Origin of the sequence: Streptomyces sp. 3330, assembly GCF_031456635.1 — a bacterium.
Classification (GTDB): Bacteria; Actinomycetota; Actinomycetes; order Streptomycetales; family Streptomycetaceae; genus Streptomyces.
Genome location: NZ_JAVDVA010000012.1, coordinates 106,000 through 121,606, shown reverse-complemented (window position 1 = coordinate 121,606; position 15,607 = coordinate 106,000). Strand labels below are relative to the sequence as shown.

Annotated in this window: 11 protein-coding genes; 4 read left to right on the top strand and 7 right to left on the bottom strand. The window is 71.8% G+C overall.

The window, feature by feature from the left end; all coding sequences use genetic code 11:
* The first annotated feature begins 242 nt into the window (after positions 1–242).
* From J2X68_RS21215 to J2X68_RS21205, 3 genes are all read left to right on the top strand, one after another.
* A complete protein-coding gene (locus J2X68_RS21215) occupies positions 243–848 on the top strand; it encodes a YceI family protein (protein ID WP_310434117.1) in 606 nt (201 codons plus the stop codon).
* Between the two features lie 93 nt (positions 849–941).
* Complete coding sequence (locus tag J2X68_RS21210) at positions 942–1,580, top strand: hypothetical protein (protein ID WP_310434116.1); 639 nt, start codon at positions 942–944, stop codon at positions 1,578–1,580.
* 339 nt (positions 1,581–1,919) lie between these two features.
* Positions 1,920–2,705: a serine protease gene (locus J2X68_RS21205; protein ID WP_310434115.1), complete on the top strand. Its 786-nt coding sequence runs from the start codon at positions 1,920–1,922 to the stop codon at positions 2,703–2,705.
* 142 nt (positions 2,706–2,847) lie between these two features.
* Here the strand turns inward: J2X68_RS21205 and J2X68_RS21200 are convergent, their stop codons facing one another.
* Both J2X68_RS21200 and J2X68_RS21195 read right to left on the bottom strand, forming a co-directional pair.
* On the bottom strand, positions 2,848–4,224 hold the full coding sequence (locus J2X68_RS21200; protein WP_310434114.1) for a hypothetical protein: 1,377 nt from the start codon (positions 4,222–4,224) through the stop codon (positions 2,848–2,850).
* A 71-nt stretch (positions 4,225–4,295) separates the two neighbouring features.
* Positions 4,296–7,322 carry a glycoside hydrolase family 3 N-terminal domain-containing protein gene (locus J2X68_RS21195; protein ID WP_310434113.1) on the bottom strand — a complete coding sequence of 1,009 codons (3,027 nt, stop codon included), beginning with the start codon at positions 7,320–7,322 and terminating at the stop codon, positions 4,296–4,298.
* Between the two features lie 238 nt (positions 7,323–7,560).
* Between J2X68_RS21195 and J2X68_RS21190 the strand changes: the two genes are divergently transcribed.
* Positions 7,561–9,426 carry a lectin gene (locus tag J2X68_RS21190; protein ID WP_310434112.1) on the top strand — a complete coding sequence of 622 codons (1,866 nt, stop codon included), beginning with the start codon at positions 7,561–7,563 and terminating at the stop codon, positions 9,424–9,426.
* A 73-nt stretch (positions 9,427–9,499) separates the two neighbouring features.
* Here J2X68_RS21190 and cimA read toward each other — a convergent pair whose 3' ends face one another.
* The 5 genes from cimA to ureA form a co-directional block, all read right to left on the bottom strand.
* Positions 9,500–11,104 carry a citramalate synthase gene (gene cimA, locus J2X68_RS21185; protein ID WP_310434111.1) on the bottom strand — a complete coding sequence of 535 codons (1,605 nt, stop codon included), beginning with the start codon at positions 11,102–11,104 and terminating at the stop codon, positions 9,500–9,502.
* A 381-nt stretch (positions 11,105–11,485) separates the two neighbouring features.
* The gene (locus J2X68_RS21180) at positions 11,486–12,100 is read right to left on the bottom strand and encodes a TetR/AcrR family transcriptional regulator (RefSeq protein ID WP_310434110.1); all 615 of its coding nucleotides are present in this window, start codon (positions 12,098–12,100) and stop codon (positions 11,486–11,488) included.
* A 32-nt stretch (positions 12,101–12,132) separates the two neighbouring features.
* On the bottom strand, positions 12,133–13,170 hold the full coding sequence (locus tag J2X68_RS21175; RefSeq protein ID WP_310434109.1) for an agmatine deiminase family protein: 1,038 nt from the start codon (positions 13,168–13,170) through the stop codon (positions 12,133–12,135).
* 9 nt (positions 13,171–13,179) lie between these two features.
* Positions 13,180–14,853: an urease subunit alpha gene (locus J2X68_RS21170; RefSeq protein ID WP_310434108.1), complete on the bottom strand. Its 1,674-nt coding sequence runs from the start codon at positions 14,851–14,853 to the stop codon at positions 13,180–13,182.
* Entirely contained in the window at positions 14,850–15,545 is a 696-nt protein-coding gene (gene ureA / locus J2X68_RS21165; RefSeq protein ID WP_310434107.1) for an urease subunit gamma, read from the bottom strand. Before ureA ends, J2X68_RS21170 begins: the two co-directional genes overlap by 4 nt.
* Between the last annotated feature and the right edge of the window lie 62 nt (positions 15,546–15,607).

Below are 15,607 nucleotides of genomic sequence, written 5' to 3'. Positions count from 1 at the left end.
AACCCCGAGGTTGAGACCCGCCTCACATTCCGGGCCCGCACTTGCCCTCGCCGGAGTGAAACAGAGCGTCCGGACGGCGGCTCGGGTCCGCCTGGCCACCGAGGGAACCGCGCCCGCACGACATCGGCCGACATCGATCGGCCGAAGATGTTGAACATTGAACGGAATAGGTCTACGGTCGTTCCTGTTGACCTCGTTGAAGATTAAACATCATAGATCTTCCCGTCCCCAAGGAGCACGTCATGGGCATCTTCGGCCGCAAGACCACCGACGAGACCGCCACCGCCGTCGCCACGGCGAACCCCGAGACGGCCGCCCTCACCGGCGACTACACGATCGACCCCGCCCACTCGACGTTCGGCTTCGTGGCGCGCCACGCGATGGTCACGAACGTCAAGGGCAAGTTCAACGACTTCACCGGCTCGCTGCACCTGGACGGCACCGACCCGTCGAAGTCCAGCGCCACCATCGACGTCACGATGGACAGCATCGACACCGGGTCCGCCGACCGCGACGGCCACCTGAAGACCGCCGACTTCTTCAAGACCGACGAGTTCCCGACGATGACCTTCCGCTCCACCTCGGCGGAGGCGCTCGGCGGCGACGACTACCGGATCACCGGCGACCTGACCATCCTCGGCGTCACCAAGCCGCTCAGCATCGACCTGGAGTTCAACGGCGCGGCCAAGGACCCGTTCGGCAACGAGCGCGTCGGCTTCGAGGGCAAGGCCGAGATCCTGCGCTCGGCGTGGGGCCTGACCTGGAACGCGGCGCTGGAGACCGGCGGCGTCCTGGTCTCCGACAAGATCAAGCTGAACTTCGACATCTCGGCGATCAAGAACGCGTAAGCCCTCGGCTGAATACGGTGGAAAACGGCGAATAGGGGTCGGAAGCGAAGAGCTCCCGGCCCCTTTCCGTGTTCCGTGTCACAGTCGCGAGACATGAGCACCAGGACCGGACCCCAGCACTATCCCGGCGCCAACCGAGACCACTGGTACCAGGACGACTTCGGCGGAGACCGCATGGAGGTCAACGTCGTCGTCCTGCACACCACCGAAGGGCGTTCCCTGCCCGACTACCAGGGCGGCTCCGCGGCGCCCAACCTGACGGCCGTGCCCGACTTCGCCGCCAGGAAGCTGAAGTGGTACCAGCATTTCGAGATCGACGTCTCCTCGCGCGCGCTGGTCAACAAGCGCGGCGGCGTCGAGACGAACACGCTGAACGTCTGCCAGGCGGAGCTCGTCGGCACCTGCGACCCCGACCTGCACGCCAAGTGGAAGGCCCGCGGCCAGGCCCACGTCTACTGGCCGAAGGCGCCGGAGTGGGCCCTGCGCGCCGTCGCCCAGTACCTGGCGTGGATGCACATCCACCACCATGTCCCCCTGCGGGGACCGGCGCTCTGGCCCGCCTACCCGAAGTCCGCCGGCAATGGGGGCGGTCAGCGGATGAGCGGGGACCGGTGGAACGCCTTCAAGGGGGTGTGCGGGCACATGCACGTGCCCGAGAACACGCACGGGGATCCGGGGGCGCTCGACTTCGAGGGGCTGCTCGGCTTCGCGAAGGCGGCGGTCCAGGACTGACACCCGCAGACGGCGTACTGGCGGCCGGCTGCGCCCCGGCGAGCGCGGCCGCCAGTCGGACGGGCGGGGCCGTCGGTGGGGCGGTGGCCACAGGTCCGACGAGTGGGCCGTCGGCGGACGGGTGAGGCGGTCCGCGGACGGGTGGGGCCGTCGGTGGGCCGACGGAGGCGTCCGTGGACGGATGTGACTGAATCAGCCCCCTTGTGTGAGGGCTTGCGGCGTTCTCATAATCCAGCAACAGATTTGACCTGACCATGCCAGCGCATGGACCTTTCTTTGCGGTGCGCACCTTGTGTTGACATGCTCGCGTCAAGCCAACCCCCCACGGAAGGCAGCACCTTGAAGAAGCTCCTCACCGCGCTCAAGAGATGTGCGGCCGTCGGCGCGGCCGCCCTCGCGATCGCCAGCCTTCAGCCCCTCTCGTCCGCCCAGGCCGCCCCCTCCCCGGTCGTGGGCGGCACCCGTGCCGCGCAGGGCGAGTTCCCGTTCATGGTCCGGCTCTCGATGGGCTGCGGCGGGGCGCTCTACACCCAGCAGATCGTGCTCACGGCCGCGCACTGCGTCAGCGGGACCGGCGCCAACACCAGCATCACCGCCACCGCCGGCGTCGTGGACCTGCAGTCCACCACCGGCCGGGTCCAGGTCAAGTCGACCTACGTGTACCGGGCCCCCGGCTACAACGGCAACGGCAAGGACTGGGCGCTCATCAAGCTCGCCTCGCCCATCACCACCCAGTCCACCCTGAAGATCGCCACCACCACGCAGTACAACACCGGCACCTTCACCATCGCCGGCTGGGGCTCGGCCACCGAGGGCGGCGCCCAGCAGCGCTACCTGCTCAAGGCCACCGTGCCGTTCGTGAGTGACGCGACCTGTCGGACGTACAGCGGCTACAGCGGCCTCGTCGCCAGTGACGAGATCTGCGCCGGATACGCGGCCGGCGGCACCGACACCTGCCAGGGCGACTCGGGCGGCCCGATGTTCCGCCGGGACTCCGCCAACGCCTGGATCCAGGTCGGCATCGTGAGCTGGGGCATCGGCTGCGCCCGGGCCAACGCCCCCGGCGTCTACTCCGAGGTCTCCACCTTCGCCTCGGCGATCGCCGCCGCGGCGGCCTCGCTCTGACGCCGCACGGCCCCACGGGCTGAGCGGCGGCAGTCGTACGACGTACGCCACGGTCCCGGCGCCGTCCCGGGCCGGGACCGTGGCGAGCCGGACGCAGGTCCGCACGGCCGGGGCCGGCCGAGCGCCGCTCCGGAAACCGGCCTCAGAAGCCGCCGCCGAAGTCGCCTCCACCGCCTCCGCCGAAGTCCCCTCCCCCGCCGAAGTCCCCTCCCCCGAAGCCGCCGAAGTCGCCGGGGTCGAAGTCGGCGCCGGAGACGTCGCCGCCCTCGTAGCCGCCGCCGAAATCGCCGTAGCCGCTGCCGTAGTCGGAGGCGTAGGACGGGGCGGCCATGATGCCGCCGAGCATGGTGCCGACGAGGAGGCCGGGCAGGATGCCGCCGCCGAAATAGCCGCCCGCCCAGGGGCCGTAGGCGGGGCCGGCCTCCCAGTACGGGCGGCGGCCGTAGTCGCTGTCGACCTCGCGGATCACCGGGTCTCGGCCGTCGGCCAGCCGGGTCGCGTCCGCCGCGCAGACCGGGACCTCACGGGTGGCCCCGCCGGGCGGCGTCCAGGTGGCGTCGGTGACCGAGGGACCGTGGCGGGGGTCGAAGAAGCAGGGCGGGCGGCGTTCGGGCAACGGCTCTCCCGCGCGGCGGGCGGCCAGCCGGGCCAATGAGAAGCGGCCGTCCTCCAGCGCCTGGGTGACGGCGCGGACGTCCTCGGGCCGCGTCGCCGCCGCCATGAACGACTTCGCCTGCTCGTAGGCGTCCAGGGCGCGTGCGTAGTCGGCCCGCATGGAATCGTCGGCGCCGGGCTCCGACGGGTGGAAGTCCAGCCGGTCGAGCTCCTCGCCGAAGGCCGTGATGTCCTCGTCCACGACGACCCGCAGCCGCTCGAGGGCGGCCTGCTGCTCCGCCGCGTGCCGCCGGCGGTTGCGCCGCACCAGGGTGTAGGCGCCCGCGCCGCCCGCCACCAGCACCACGCCCGCCGTGATCAGCGCGGTGGAGGAGATCCCGTCGCCGCCGCCCGAGGAGCTCCAGCTCTTCGGCGCCGAGCCGCCCATGTTCGCCAGGGCGCGGTCAGTGAAGTCGGTCAGCTGGGTCCTGGCGTCGTCCTCGCCCTGGACGCCAGCGACCAGATTGCGGACGGCCGTGCGGGACATGACCGAGGAGTCGGCGCGGGCGTCGAATCGGTCACCGAGGCGGACGGCGTACAGGCCGGTCACGCCGGTGGCGGTGCGCAGGTCCGTGAAGAGGTCCGCCGTGGGGTAGTCGGCGGGCAGGACGGCGATGAACAGGGGTTTGTCGGCGCCCTCGATGTCCTGCCGGAGGATGCGCGCCTCCGCCCCGGAGAGCTGGCCGCTCGCCGCCGGATCGACGTAGACCGGGCTCTCGCGCAGGGACGCGGCGATCGCCGAGACGCTCGTGACCGCGGCGGCGCGCGGGGCGCCCGCCGTCAGGACCGCCAGAGCGGTCAGGACGGCGAGCGCCAGTGCGAGCAGCGGTCCGGCGGAGCTTCGGGTCGGGAGAGCGACCTGCATACTTCGAAGCTACCCGAAAGCCGTCGAAAGCGGCCCTTTCGGTCGACCGGGAGCGACCGGGAACGGAGGGGCTAGGACGCCGCGCGGTACGCCGCCGTCAGTCGTTCCACCGCCTTTCCGTACCGGCCGGTCAGCAGCAGGTGGTCCGCTTCGGCGAAGGGCTTCGCGACGGCCGCCGTCATGGCCTGGCCCACCTTCTGCTGCACGAGGAGCCGGGCCTTGCGGACCAGCGCGCGTCCCACCGCGTCGGCGCCGGTGCGTTCGGCCACCGCGGCCGCGGCCCCCAGTCCCTTCAGGGTCGCCGCGCCGCCCTCCGGCACCCGGGTGAGCGTGGTCAGACCCCAGCCGTAGGGGAACTGCGGGTCGTACGCCGTGTCACCGACGTTGATCGGCAGCTGGGCCTCGGACTTCGGCCAGGTCACCGGAAGCTGTCCGGTGAAGGGCCGCCTGCCGTACAGGACGTCGGCCACGCCGTCGCCCTCGGTGCCCGGCAGCCAGGAGGCCACCAGCGCGTCGATGCCGGCGAGCCGGTCGCCGATCAGCTGGGGCCGCCCGGAGACGATCAGCACCGCGCACCGCATCGCGGCGCACACCTTGTCCACGGCCGCCCGGTCGGCGGCCGTCAACTCCAGGTCGTGGCCGTTGCCCACGTCGCCGACGCCCTCGGCGTACGGGGTCTCGCCCACGACCACGACCCCCACGTCGTACCCGTCCGTCGACGCCGAGGCGTCCTTGGAGTAGGTGACGTCGCCGCCGGCCTTCCGCATCCCCTCCAGGATCGTCGTGCCCGGCGTGATGTCGCCGGAGGCGCCCTGCCACGTGAGGGTCCAGCCGCCGGTCTGGTTGCCGATGTCGTCGGCGTCGGAGCCGGCGACGTACACCTTCTGGCTCTTCTTCAGCGGCAGGACCCCGCCGGCGTTCTTCAGCAGCACCTGGGACGCGGCGGCCGCCTGGCGGGCGACGGCCCGGTGCCCGGCGGAGCCGATCCGGGACGCGCCGCTCGTGTCCGCGTACGGCTTCTCGAAGAGTCCCAGCGCGAACTTCTGGGTGAGGATGCGCGCGACGGCGTCGTCGATCCGCCGCTCGGTGATCCGCCCGGCCCCGGCCTCGTCGATCAGGGCCGCGGTGAACTCCTTGTACGAGTACGGCACCATCATCATGTCGACGCCCGCGTCCACCGCGGCGCGCACCCGGGCGGCGTAGTCGCCGGGGAGCTGGTCGATGGCGTTCCAGTCGCTGATCACGAAGCCGTCGAAGCCCATCCGGCCCTTCAGCACACCGTTGATCATGTCGGCGCGGGCGTGCATCTTCACCGGGCCGCGGCCGTCGCCGAGGATGTCGAGCGACGAGTACGAGGGCATCACCGATCCGACGCCCCGGTCCACTGCCGACCGGTACGGAGCGAGGTGGACGGCCTCCAGCTGCTGCCGGGTGACCTTGGTGACGCCCTGGTCGATGGTGTAGCCGCCGGTGGTGGAGGAGCCGTACGCGGTGCCGCCGTCGCCGACGAAGTGCTTGGCGGTGGCGAGGACCTTGTCGCCGTCCTTCAGGTCCCGGCCGTCGCGGGCGCCTTGCAGGCCCTGGACGACCGTCTCCATGGACTCCACGAGCGCCGGGTCCTCGCCGAAGGACTCGTACGAGCGGCCCCAGCGTTCGTCGCGGGTCACGCACAGGCACGGGGCGAAGTCCCAGGGGACGCCGGTGGCCCGGACCTCGGAGGCGGTCACCGCTCCGGTCTGCTCGGCCAGCCGGGGGTCGCGGGTGGCGCCGATGCCGATGTTGTGGGGCATGACCGTCGCGCCGGCGAGGTTGTTGTGGCCGTGCACCGCGTCCACGCCGTAGATCAGCGGGATCTGGAACCGGGTGGCCTGCGCCCGTAGCTGGTAGCCGTCGATCATCTTCGCCCAGGCGGCGGCGGTGTTGGGCGTCGGCGTGGAGCCGCCGCCGGAGAGCAGCGACCCGAGGTCGTAGGAGGCGATGTCGGCGCCGGTGCCGATCGCGCCCCGCTCGGCCTGGGTCATCTGACCGGCCTTCTCCGCGAGGCTCATCCGTGACAGGAGATCGGCGACGCGCTTCTTCACCGGCACCTTCGGGTCCAGGTACGGCAGTCCGTGCGCGTCGACGACGACCTGCGGGTTCTCGGACGGAGGCTTGGCGCCGGTGACGGTCAGCCGGAGCGGGACGGTCTCGGCGGGCTCGGCCCGCCTGTCCTTGAGCGTGCGGACCGTGACCGTGCGGGTGGTGCCCGAGGGGGTGCCCGCCGGGAAGGTGACGGTGCCGGTGACCGGCGTGTAGTCCTCGCCCGGCTCGGCGGTGCCGGTCGCGGCGGTCTCGTAGGCGACGGTGACGGGATCGCCGAGGGGAGCGGCGCCGGTGGTGGCGACGGTGAGCTCGACGGCGGCCGCCGCGCCCTCCCGGACCGGGTGGACGGCCGCGTCGGTGGTCACGGCGGCGCGCAGCGACTGGTCCGCCCGGCCGTACAGCTCCACGCCGTCCATGGCGAAGTCGCCCTTGACGCCGACGGGGAGGGTGAGGGCGTACCCCCAGGTCCCGGTGAGGCCGAGGACGTGGTCGATGCCGCCGACGGGCTGGTAGTCCGTACGGTAGGTGAAGTCGGTGAACGGGATCTCGACCTGTTTCCAGCCGGTCCAGTCGTCGGTGAAGGAGGTCGTCCAGAGCTCGGACGCCTCTCCGTTCGCGCCGCCGTCCTTGAGCTCGAAAGCGATCTTCCTGCCGTTGTCGCGGCCCTCCCACCAGAACCGGACGCCCCGGTGGGCGGACCAGTCGTGGGCGGGCTCCGCGAACGCGAAGTCGTGGGTGAAGCCGCCGTAGCCGCTGATGTCGTAGGCGCCGGTGAGGACCTTGCCGCCCTCGGGGGCGTCCGTGCGGTCCGTCAGCCGGAGGGCGGGCGGGTCGTCGGTGTCGCCGCCCCAGGTGAAGATGCCCTCGGCGGGCGGGCTCGCGAAGGGGACCTCGCCCTCGAAGCGGTCGACCGGGACGGGGGCGGGGTCGTCGGCGCCGGACGCGCCGGCGGCGGTGGTCATCGGGAGCAGTGCGGCCAGCAGGGCGGCGGAGGCGAGCAGGGCGGTTCTTCGCATGGAACGTCCCTCTACTCTCGTGGTCCACTCATGACTTAGATCACGGCGTGAGTTAACTGGTGGGCCGTGCCGCCGTCAAGACTTCACGCCGGAACTGGTACGGCCGCAACACCCGTCCGGATCAGGGGCGTTGTTCGTTCGACAGATGAACGCGCGACCCCTTGACGCGGCCCGGAAGCCGTCATTTACTCACGCCTCGCACGCCTCCCGTTCCCCCACCTCAGAAGGGCGGCGCTCCATGAGGAGATCCACTCGCGTCCTCCGGCTGCTCCTCGCCGGTCTGCTCACCTCCGCCGGGATCACCGCGGCGGTCGCGCCCGCGCACGCCGCCGGGGAGCAGGTCACGGCCTGGCTCACCACCACGGACGACGCCGGCGGACGGCACGTGGTCCGCGGTCTGCAGGCCCAGCCCGCGTTCGCCTTCCAGTCGGGCGCCGGCGGCGGCGGCGAGAACATCACCGTCGACGAGAACACCGGGTACCAGACCTTCACCGGCGGCGGCGCGTCCTTCACCGACACCGCGGCCTGGCTGATGAACGGCAGCGGCGCGCTGTCCGCGGCGACCCGGGAGGCGACCATGCGCAAGCTGTTCTCGCCGACCGAGGGCATCGGCCTGTCGTTCCTGCGCAACCCGATGGGCGGTTCGGATCTGGCGCGCTTCGGCTACACCTACGACGACGTGCCGGCCGGCCGGACGGACCCCGCGCTGTCGCAGTTCTCGATCGCGCACGACCTGGCGGACGTGGTGCCGCTGACCCGGCGGGCCCGGGAACTGAATCCGGCGCTGACCGTGATGGCGTCGCCGTGGACGGCGCCCGCCTGGATGAAGGACGGCGGGCGGCTCGACGGGGGCTGGCTGAAGGCGGAGAACTACGGGGCCTACGCCTCGTACTTCGTGAAGTACCTCCAGGCGTACCGGGACCAGGGCGTACCGGTGGCGTACGTGACGGCCCAGAACGAACCGACGTGCTGCTCGGGCTACCCGTCGATGAGCTGGAACGCGTCGGGCCTGGCGTACTTCACGAAGAGCGAGCTCCTGCCGAAGCTGGCGGCGGCGGGGCTGTCGACGAAGGTGCTGGCGCACGACTGGAACTGGGACACGTACGACGCCTACGCGGCGCAGACGGTGGACGACGCGGCGGTCCGCTCGCACCCGAACTTCGGCGGGATCGCCTGGCACGGCTACGGCGGGGACGTGGCGAAGCAGACGTCGGTGCACGACCGGTACCCGCAGCTGGACGCCTTCGGCACCGAGCACTCGGGCGGGACGTGGATCGCCGACCAGCAGCGCGAGGACATGCTCAACATCGTGGACTACACCCGCAACTGGGCGAAGTCGGTGACGAAGTGGTCGCTGGCGGTGGACCAGAACCGGGGGCCGCACAACGGGGGCTGCGGGACGTGCGACGGATTGATCACCGTGCACGACGGGGACGGGGCGAGCGGGACCGTCGACTACACGATCGAGTACTACACGATGGGGCATCTGACGAAGTTCGTCCGGCCGGGCGCGCAGCGGATCGCGTCGACGGCGTCGTCGTCGGTGCCGAACGTGGCGTGGCGCAACCCCGACGGCTCCAAGGCGCTGATCGCCTTCAACGACGGGTCGGCCGCGAAGACGGTGACGATCAACTGGGGTGCGCAGCACGCGACGTACTCGCTGCCGGGGAACACGTCGGCGACCTTCACCTGGTCGGGGACGCAGTCGGGCGGCGGCGCCCGGTCGGGGGCCTTCACCGGTCTGGCGGGCAAATGCCTGGACGTGGCCGGTGGTTCGAGCGCCAACGGGACGGCGGTGCAGCTGTACGACTGCAACGGATCTGCGGCCCAGCGGTGGACGGTGCAGACGGACGGCTCCGTCCAGGCACTCGGCAAGTGCCTGGACGTGACCTCGGCGTCGACGGCGGACGGGGCGAAGGTGCAGCTGTACGACTGCAACGGGACCGGGGCTCAGCGGTGGTCGTACGACGCGGCCACCGGTGATGTCGTGAACACCGCGGCGAACAAGTGCCTCGACGTCACGGACAACTCGTCGGCGAACGGGGCACGGGCGCAGATCTGGGCGTGCACGGGCGCCGCCAACCAGAAGTGGCAACTGCGGTAGGTCCGGGCCGTCGGCCGGGTGAGGGGCCTCGGCGGGCCCGAGCGGCTCGCCGAGGACTCCCGCCGGGTGCCGCCTACTCGGCGGGCTCGACCTTGGCCCGCAGCAGCCCGTACGTGTAGGCGTCCTCCAGGGCCTGCCAGGAGGCGGCGATCACGTTCTCCGCGACGCCCACCGTGGACCACTCGCCCGTGCCGTCCGTCGTGGAGATCAGGACGCGGGTCGTGGACTGGGTGCCGTGGACGCCCTCCAGGATGCGGACCTTGTAGTCGACCAGGTCGAGCTTGGCCAGCTGGGGGTAGATCTTCTCCAGCGCCACGCGCAGGGACCGGTCGAGGGCGTTGACCGGGCCGTTGCCCTCCGCCGTCGCGACGATGCGCTCGCCCTTGGCCCACAGCTTGACCGTGGCCTCGTTGGCGTGGGTGCCGTCGGGGCGGTCCTCGACGATGGCCCGCCAGGACTCGACCTCGAAGTACTTCAGCGGCCGGCCCTCGACCTCGGCCCGCAGGAGCAGCTCGAAGGAGGCGTCCGCCGCCTCGTAGGTGTAGCCCTGGAGCTCGCGTTCCTTGACCCGCTCCACCACCCGGCCGACCAGTTCGCGGTCGTCGCCCAGGTCGACGCCGAGCTCCTTGCCCTTGAGCTCGACCGAGGCCCGTCCGGCCATGTCCGACACCAGCATCCGCATGGTGTTGCCGACCTGCTCGGGGTCGATGTGCTGGTAGAGGTCCGGGTCGACCTTGATGGCCGAGGCGTGCAGGCCGGCCTTGTGGGCGAAGGCCGAGACCCCCACGTACGGCTGGTGCGTGGACGGCGTCAGGTTGACGACCTCGGCGATCGCGTGCGAGATGCGGGTCATCTCGCGCAGCCGGCCCTCGGGCAGGACCTTCTTGCCGTACTTCAGCTCCAGGGCCGCGACCACCGGGAACAGGTTCGCGTTGCCGACCCGCTCGCCGTAGCCGTTCGCCGTGCACTGGACGTGCGTCGCGCCCGCGTCCACCGCGGCGAGGGTGTTCGCCACGGCGCAGCCGGTGTCGTCCTGGGCGTGGATGCCGAGCCGGGCGCCGGTGTCGGCGAGGACCGTCGAGACGACCGCCTGGATCTGCGCGGGCAGCATGCCGCCGTTGGTGTCGCAGAGGATGACCACGTCCGCGCCGGCCTCGGCGGCGGCCCGGACGACCGCTTTCGCGTACTCGGGGTTGGCGCGGTAGCCGTCGAAGAAGTGCTCGCAGTCGACGAAGACCCGGCGGCCCTGTTCCTTCAGGAACGACACCGTGTCGCCGACCATCGCCAGGTTCTCGTCCAGCGTCGTGCGCAGGGCCAGCTCGACATGCCGGTCGTGGGACTTCGCGACCAGGGTGATCACCCCGGCCCCCGACTCCAGCAGCGCCCTGACCTGCGGGTCCTCGGCTGCCTTCGCGCCCGCCCGGCGGGTGGCGCCGAAGGCGACCAGCTGGGCGTGCTTGAAGTCGATCTCCTCCTGGGCGCGGGCGAAGAACTCCGTGTCGCGCGGGTTGGCGCCGGGCCAGCCGCCCTCGATGAAGCCCACGCCGAAGTCGTCCAGGTGCCGGGCGATGGCCAGCTTGTCGGCGACGGTGAGATTGATGCCCTCACGCTGCGCGCCGTCGCGCAGGGTGGTGTCGAAGACGTGGAACGAGTCGTCGAGTTCGCTGGTTGCGGTCATGGTCTGAAGGCTCCTGTGTCGGATCTCGGTCGTTACCGGAATGACCGGCTCCACCATCCCCCCATGCTCCCTCGCGCTCTCGCTCCCGGCTGTGGGTGGGCCAGAAAAGCGAAAAACCCCTCGCGGGTGCGAGAGGTCTGCGCGCGGGTCGAGGACGACGATGGCCGCTCGTACCTGGTCGTACGGAGCGGTCACTGCGGACCGGCGCGCCTGCTGCCAATAATCATGGCGAACGAGAGCACGGCGGCAGTCTGGCACAGACCGTCCGATTGCTCACCGACTGTCTCAGGATGCGAGCGGTCCGTTCTCGCGGATCACCCGGAACCCCCGGCACGGATCACGCCCGCCGCCACGCAGCCGCGTCCCCGCCCGTCCGTGATCTCACCCGTCCACGAGCAGGCTCTCGGCCAGGAACTCCCGGACGTGTCCGAGGACCTGTTCGCGGCCCGTGCCCCGCAGTCCGATGGCCACGTGGATGGAGAAGCCGTCGAGGAGGGCGCGCAGCCGGGCCGCGAACCGGTCGGGGTCCACGCGCCGGAACTCGCCCCGCGACACCCCTTCCGCCAGCAGGGCGGCCAGGTCGCGGTGCCATGCGCCCTCGATGGCCGCCTGGCGGTCCCGGGCGGCCGCGTCGACGGCGGCGTTCTGCGACCGGTTCCAGACCTCCAGCCAGAGCGTCCAGTGCGGATCGCGGGGGCCGTCGGGGACGTACAGGCCGACGTAGGCGTCGAGGCGCTCACGGGCGGGGGCCGCGCGGGCCAGCAGCCGCGCGCGCTCGGCGCCGAGCCTGCCCTCGCTCCACTCCAGGGTGCGCAGCAGGAGTTCGTCCTTGGAGTGGAAGTAGTAGAGGAGATGGCCGCTGCTCATCCCGACCTCACGGCCGAGCCCCGCCATGGTGAGCTTCTCCAGACCGCGCTCGGCGATCATCTCCATGGCGGCGGCGAGGACGTCCTCGCGGGGCGGTGCGTTCCTGCGTGCCCGTGCCGCTGCGGCCATGGCCGGCTCCCCTTCGTCTCGTCGCCCGGATCTCAGACCCTCGGCTGCTGCTGGGTGATGCAGTGGATGCCACCGCCGCCGGAGAAGATCGTACGGGCGTCCACCAGCGTGACCGTGCGCTCCGGGAACAGCCGGCGGAAGACGCCCGCGGCGAGCTCGTCGCGCGGGTCGTCGAAGCCGCAGAGCACGACGCCGCCGTTGCAGAGGTAGTGGTTGATGTACGAGTAGTCGGCCCAGCGGCCGTCGGCCTCCAGCACGGTCGGGGCGGCGACCTCGACGACCTCCAGTCGGCGGCCCCGCGCGTCGGTCTGCGCCCTCAGCAGTCCGATGACCTCCCTCGTCACCTCGTGGTCGGGGTGGGCCGGGTCGGGCTGGTGGTGGGCGACGACGACTCCCGGGCGGGCGAAGGCGGCGACGATGTCGACATGGCCGAGGGTGCCGAAGCCGTGCGGAGGATAGTCGCCGGTGAGTCCGCGGGGCAGCCAGATCGCCTTGCGGGTGCCGAGCATGGCGTGGATCTCCGCCTCGACCTGCTCCCGCGTCCACCCCGGATTGCGCTCCGGGCCGAGCTGGACCGTCTCCGTCAGCAGGACCGTGCCCTCGCCGTCGACATGGACGGCGCCGCCCTCGTTGACCAGCTTCGAGGCGTACGTCCGCGCGCCCGCGAGGTCCGAGACATGTGCGGCGATCTTCGCGTCGTGCTCCCAGCGGGCCCAGCCCTGGGCGCCCCAGCCGTTGAACGTCCAGTCGACGGCGGCGAGCCGCCCGTCCGCTGCGGTCAGGAAGGTGGGGCCGATGTCCCGCATCCAGGCGTCGTCGAGCTCGCGCTCGACCGTGTCGACGCCCGGGCCGAGGAGGGCGCGGGCGTCCGCCGACTGTCCGGGGCCGCACACCACCGTCACGGGCTCGAAGCGGTGGACCGCGCGGGCGACCGAGGCCCAGGCGGCCCGGGAGGCGGTCAGGTCCTCGGGATCCTCGAACGTGGGGTTGGGGCCCGGCCACGCCATCCAGGTGCGCTCGTGCGGGGCCCATTCGGCGGGCATGCGGAAGCCGTCGGCGGCAGCAGACATCAGGGGTCCTCAGAGGAAGTACAGGCGGTTGAGGGAGACGGACTCGGCCGGCTCGGAGCGCAGCGGTTCGCCGTCGAGGGTGACCAGGCCGGTGCGCTGGTCGACGTCGACCGCGCCGGTACGGGAGTTGCGGAGCAGGTCGGCGGGTCCGATGCCGCGGGTGCCGCGGACGGCGACCCTGCGGCGGCGGGTCGGCATCGAGTCGCCGCCCTGGTCGAGGGCGGCCCGGGCGACGAAAGCGACCGAGATGTCGGCGGGCGTGGCCCCGTACGCCCCGAACTGCGGTCCGAGGACCAGGGGTTCGCAGGTGTCGGTGGCCGCGTTCGGGTCGCCGACCACTCCGTACGCGGGGAAGCCGGACTTGAGGACGAGCTGCGGCTTGGCGCCGAAGTACTCGGGGCGCCACAGCACGATGTCGGCGAGCTTGCCCACCTCGATCGAGCCGACCTCGTGCGCGAGGCCGTGGGCGAGGGCGGGGTTGACGGTCAGCTTGGCGATGTAGCGCAGGACGCGCTCGTTGTCGTGGTCGGCGTCCGGGGCGCCGAACTCGGCCTTCATCTTCCCGGCCATGGCGAAGGTGCGGCGGACCGTCTCGCCCGCCCGGCCCATGCCCTGGGCGTCGGACGAGGTGATGCCGATCGCGCCCAGGTCGTGCAGGACGTCCTCGGCGCCCATGGTGCCGGCCCGGATCCGGTCGCGGGCCATGGCCGCGTCGCCGGGCAGGTCGGTCTTGAGGTCGTGGACGGAGACGATCATGCCGTAGTGCTCGGCGACGGCGTCCCGGCCGAACGGGAGGGTGGGGTTGGTGGAGGAGCCGATGACGTTGGCGACGCCCGCCATCTTCAGCACGTTCGGCACGTGACCGCCGCCGCAGCCTTCGATGTGGAAGGCGTGGATGGTCCGGCCCTCCAGCACCCTCAGGGTGTCCTCGACCGACAGGCACTCGTTCAACCCGTCGCTGTGCAGGGCGACTTGGACGTCGTGCTCCTCGGCGACGCGCAACGCCGTGTCCAGCGCCCGGGTGTGGGCGCCCATGTCCTCGTGCACCTTGAAGCCCGAGGCGCCGCCCTCCGCGAGGGCCTCCACCAGGGGCGCGGCGGAGGAGGACGAACCCCGGCCGAGGAAGCCGATGTTGACCGGCCAGGCGTCGAACGCGGCGAAGGCGTGCCGCAGCGCCCAGGGCGAGTTGACGCCGACACCCCACACGGGCCCGAACTCCTGCCCGATGACCGTGGTCACCCCGGAGGCGAGCGACGCCTCCATGATCCGCGGCGACAGCAGATGGACATGGGTGTCGACGGCGCCGGCGGTGGCGATCAGCCCCTCGCCGGACACGATGGACGTGCCCGTGCCGACGACGACGTCGACGTCGTCCAGGGTGTCGGGGTTCCCGGCCCGTCCGATCGCGTGGATCCGGCCCTCGCGGATGCCGATCGACACCTTGCGGATGCCCTGCACGGCGTCGATCACGACGACGTTGCTGATCACGACGTCACAGGTCTCGCGGACGGCGGCGGCCTTGAGGTGCAGCCCGTCCCGGGCGGTCTTGCCGAAACCGGCCAGGAACTCGTCGCCGTGCAGCTGCGCGTCCGACTCGACGCGGACGACGAGCCCCGAGTCGCCGAGACGGACGCGGTCGCCGGCCCGGGGGCCGTGGGTGGCGGCGTACTCGTACGGGTTCATCGGGTCCCTCCGGCTGCCGCTCCCAGGTATCCGCAGGCGGCGGCCCGGCGCAGGGCCTCGTCCTTCGCCCCCGGCGCGTCGAGCGGTCCGTCGACCAGACCGGCGAAGCCGATCGCGACCCGGGCGCCGCCGATCGGGACGAGCCCGACCTCGCTGCTCTCCCCCGGCCCGAAGCGGACCGAGGATCCGGCGGGGACGGCGAGCCGCATGCCGTAGGTCTTCTCCCGGACGAAGTCGAGCCGCGGGTTGGCCTCGAAGAAGTGGAAGTGGGAGGTGACGGAGACGGGCACGGTCGCGGTGTTCGTGACCGTCAGCCGGACGGCGGCCTCGGGCTCGGCGTGCTCCGGCCCCGGCAGCAGGGCTCCCGGCGCCCGGTCCCCGAGCGTGCCCCCGGCGATGGGGTCGGCGACGACCGCGAGCCGCGAGCCGTCGTCGAAGACGGCCTCGACATGCACCTCGGTGACGACGTCCGCGACGCCCGGCAGCACGTCGTCCGGGCCGAGGACCGATCGGGCGCGCTCGATCGCCTCGGCGAGCCGGGCGCCGTCGCGGGCGGCCTCGCACACCGTGTCCGCGATCAGCGCGGTCGCCTCCGGCACGTTGAGCCGCAGCCCGCGGGCCCTTCTCGCCCGGGCCAGCTCCGCCGCGCCGAACAGCAGCAGACGGTCCCGTTCGGTGGGAGTGAGTCGCACGATGCTCTCCCTTTCTTTGAGCAGCACTCTAAACGTTCGACTCGATGATCAGAAGACATGAC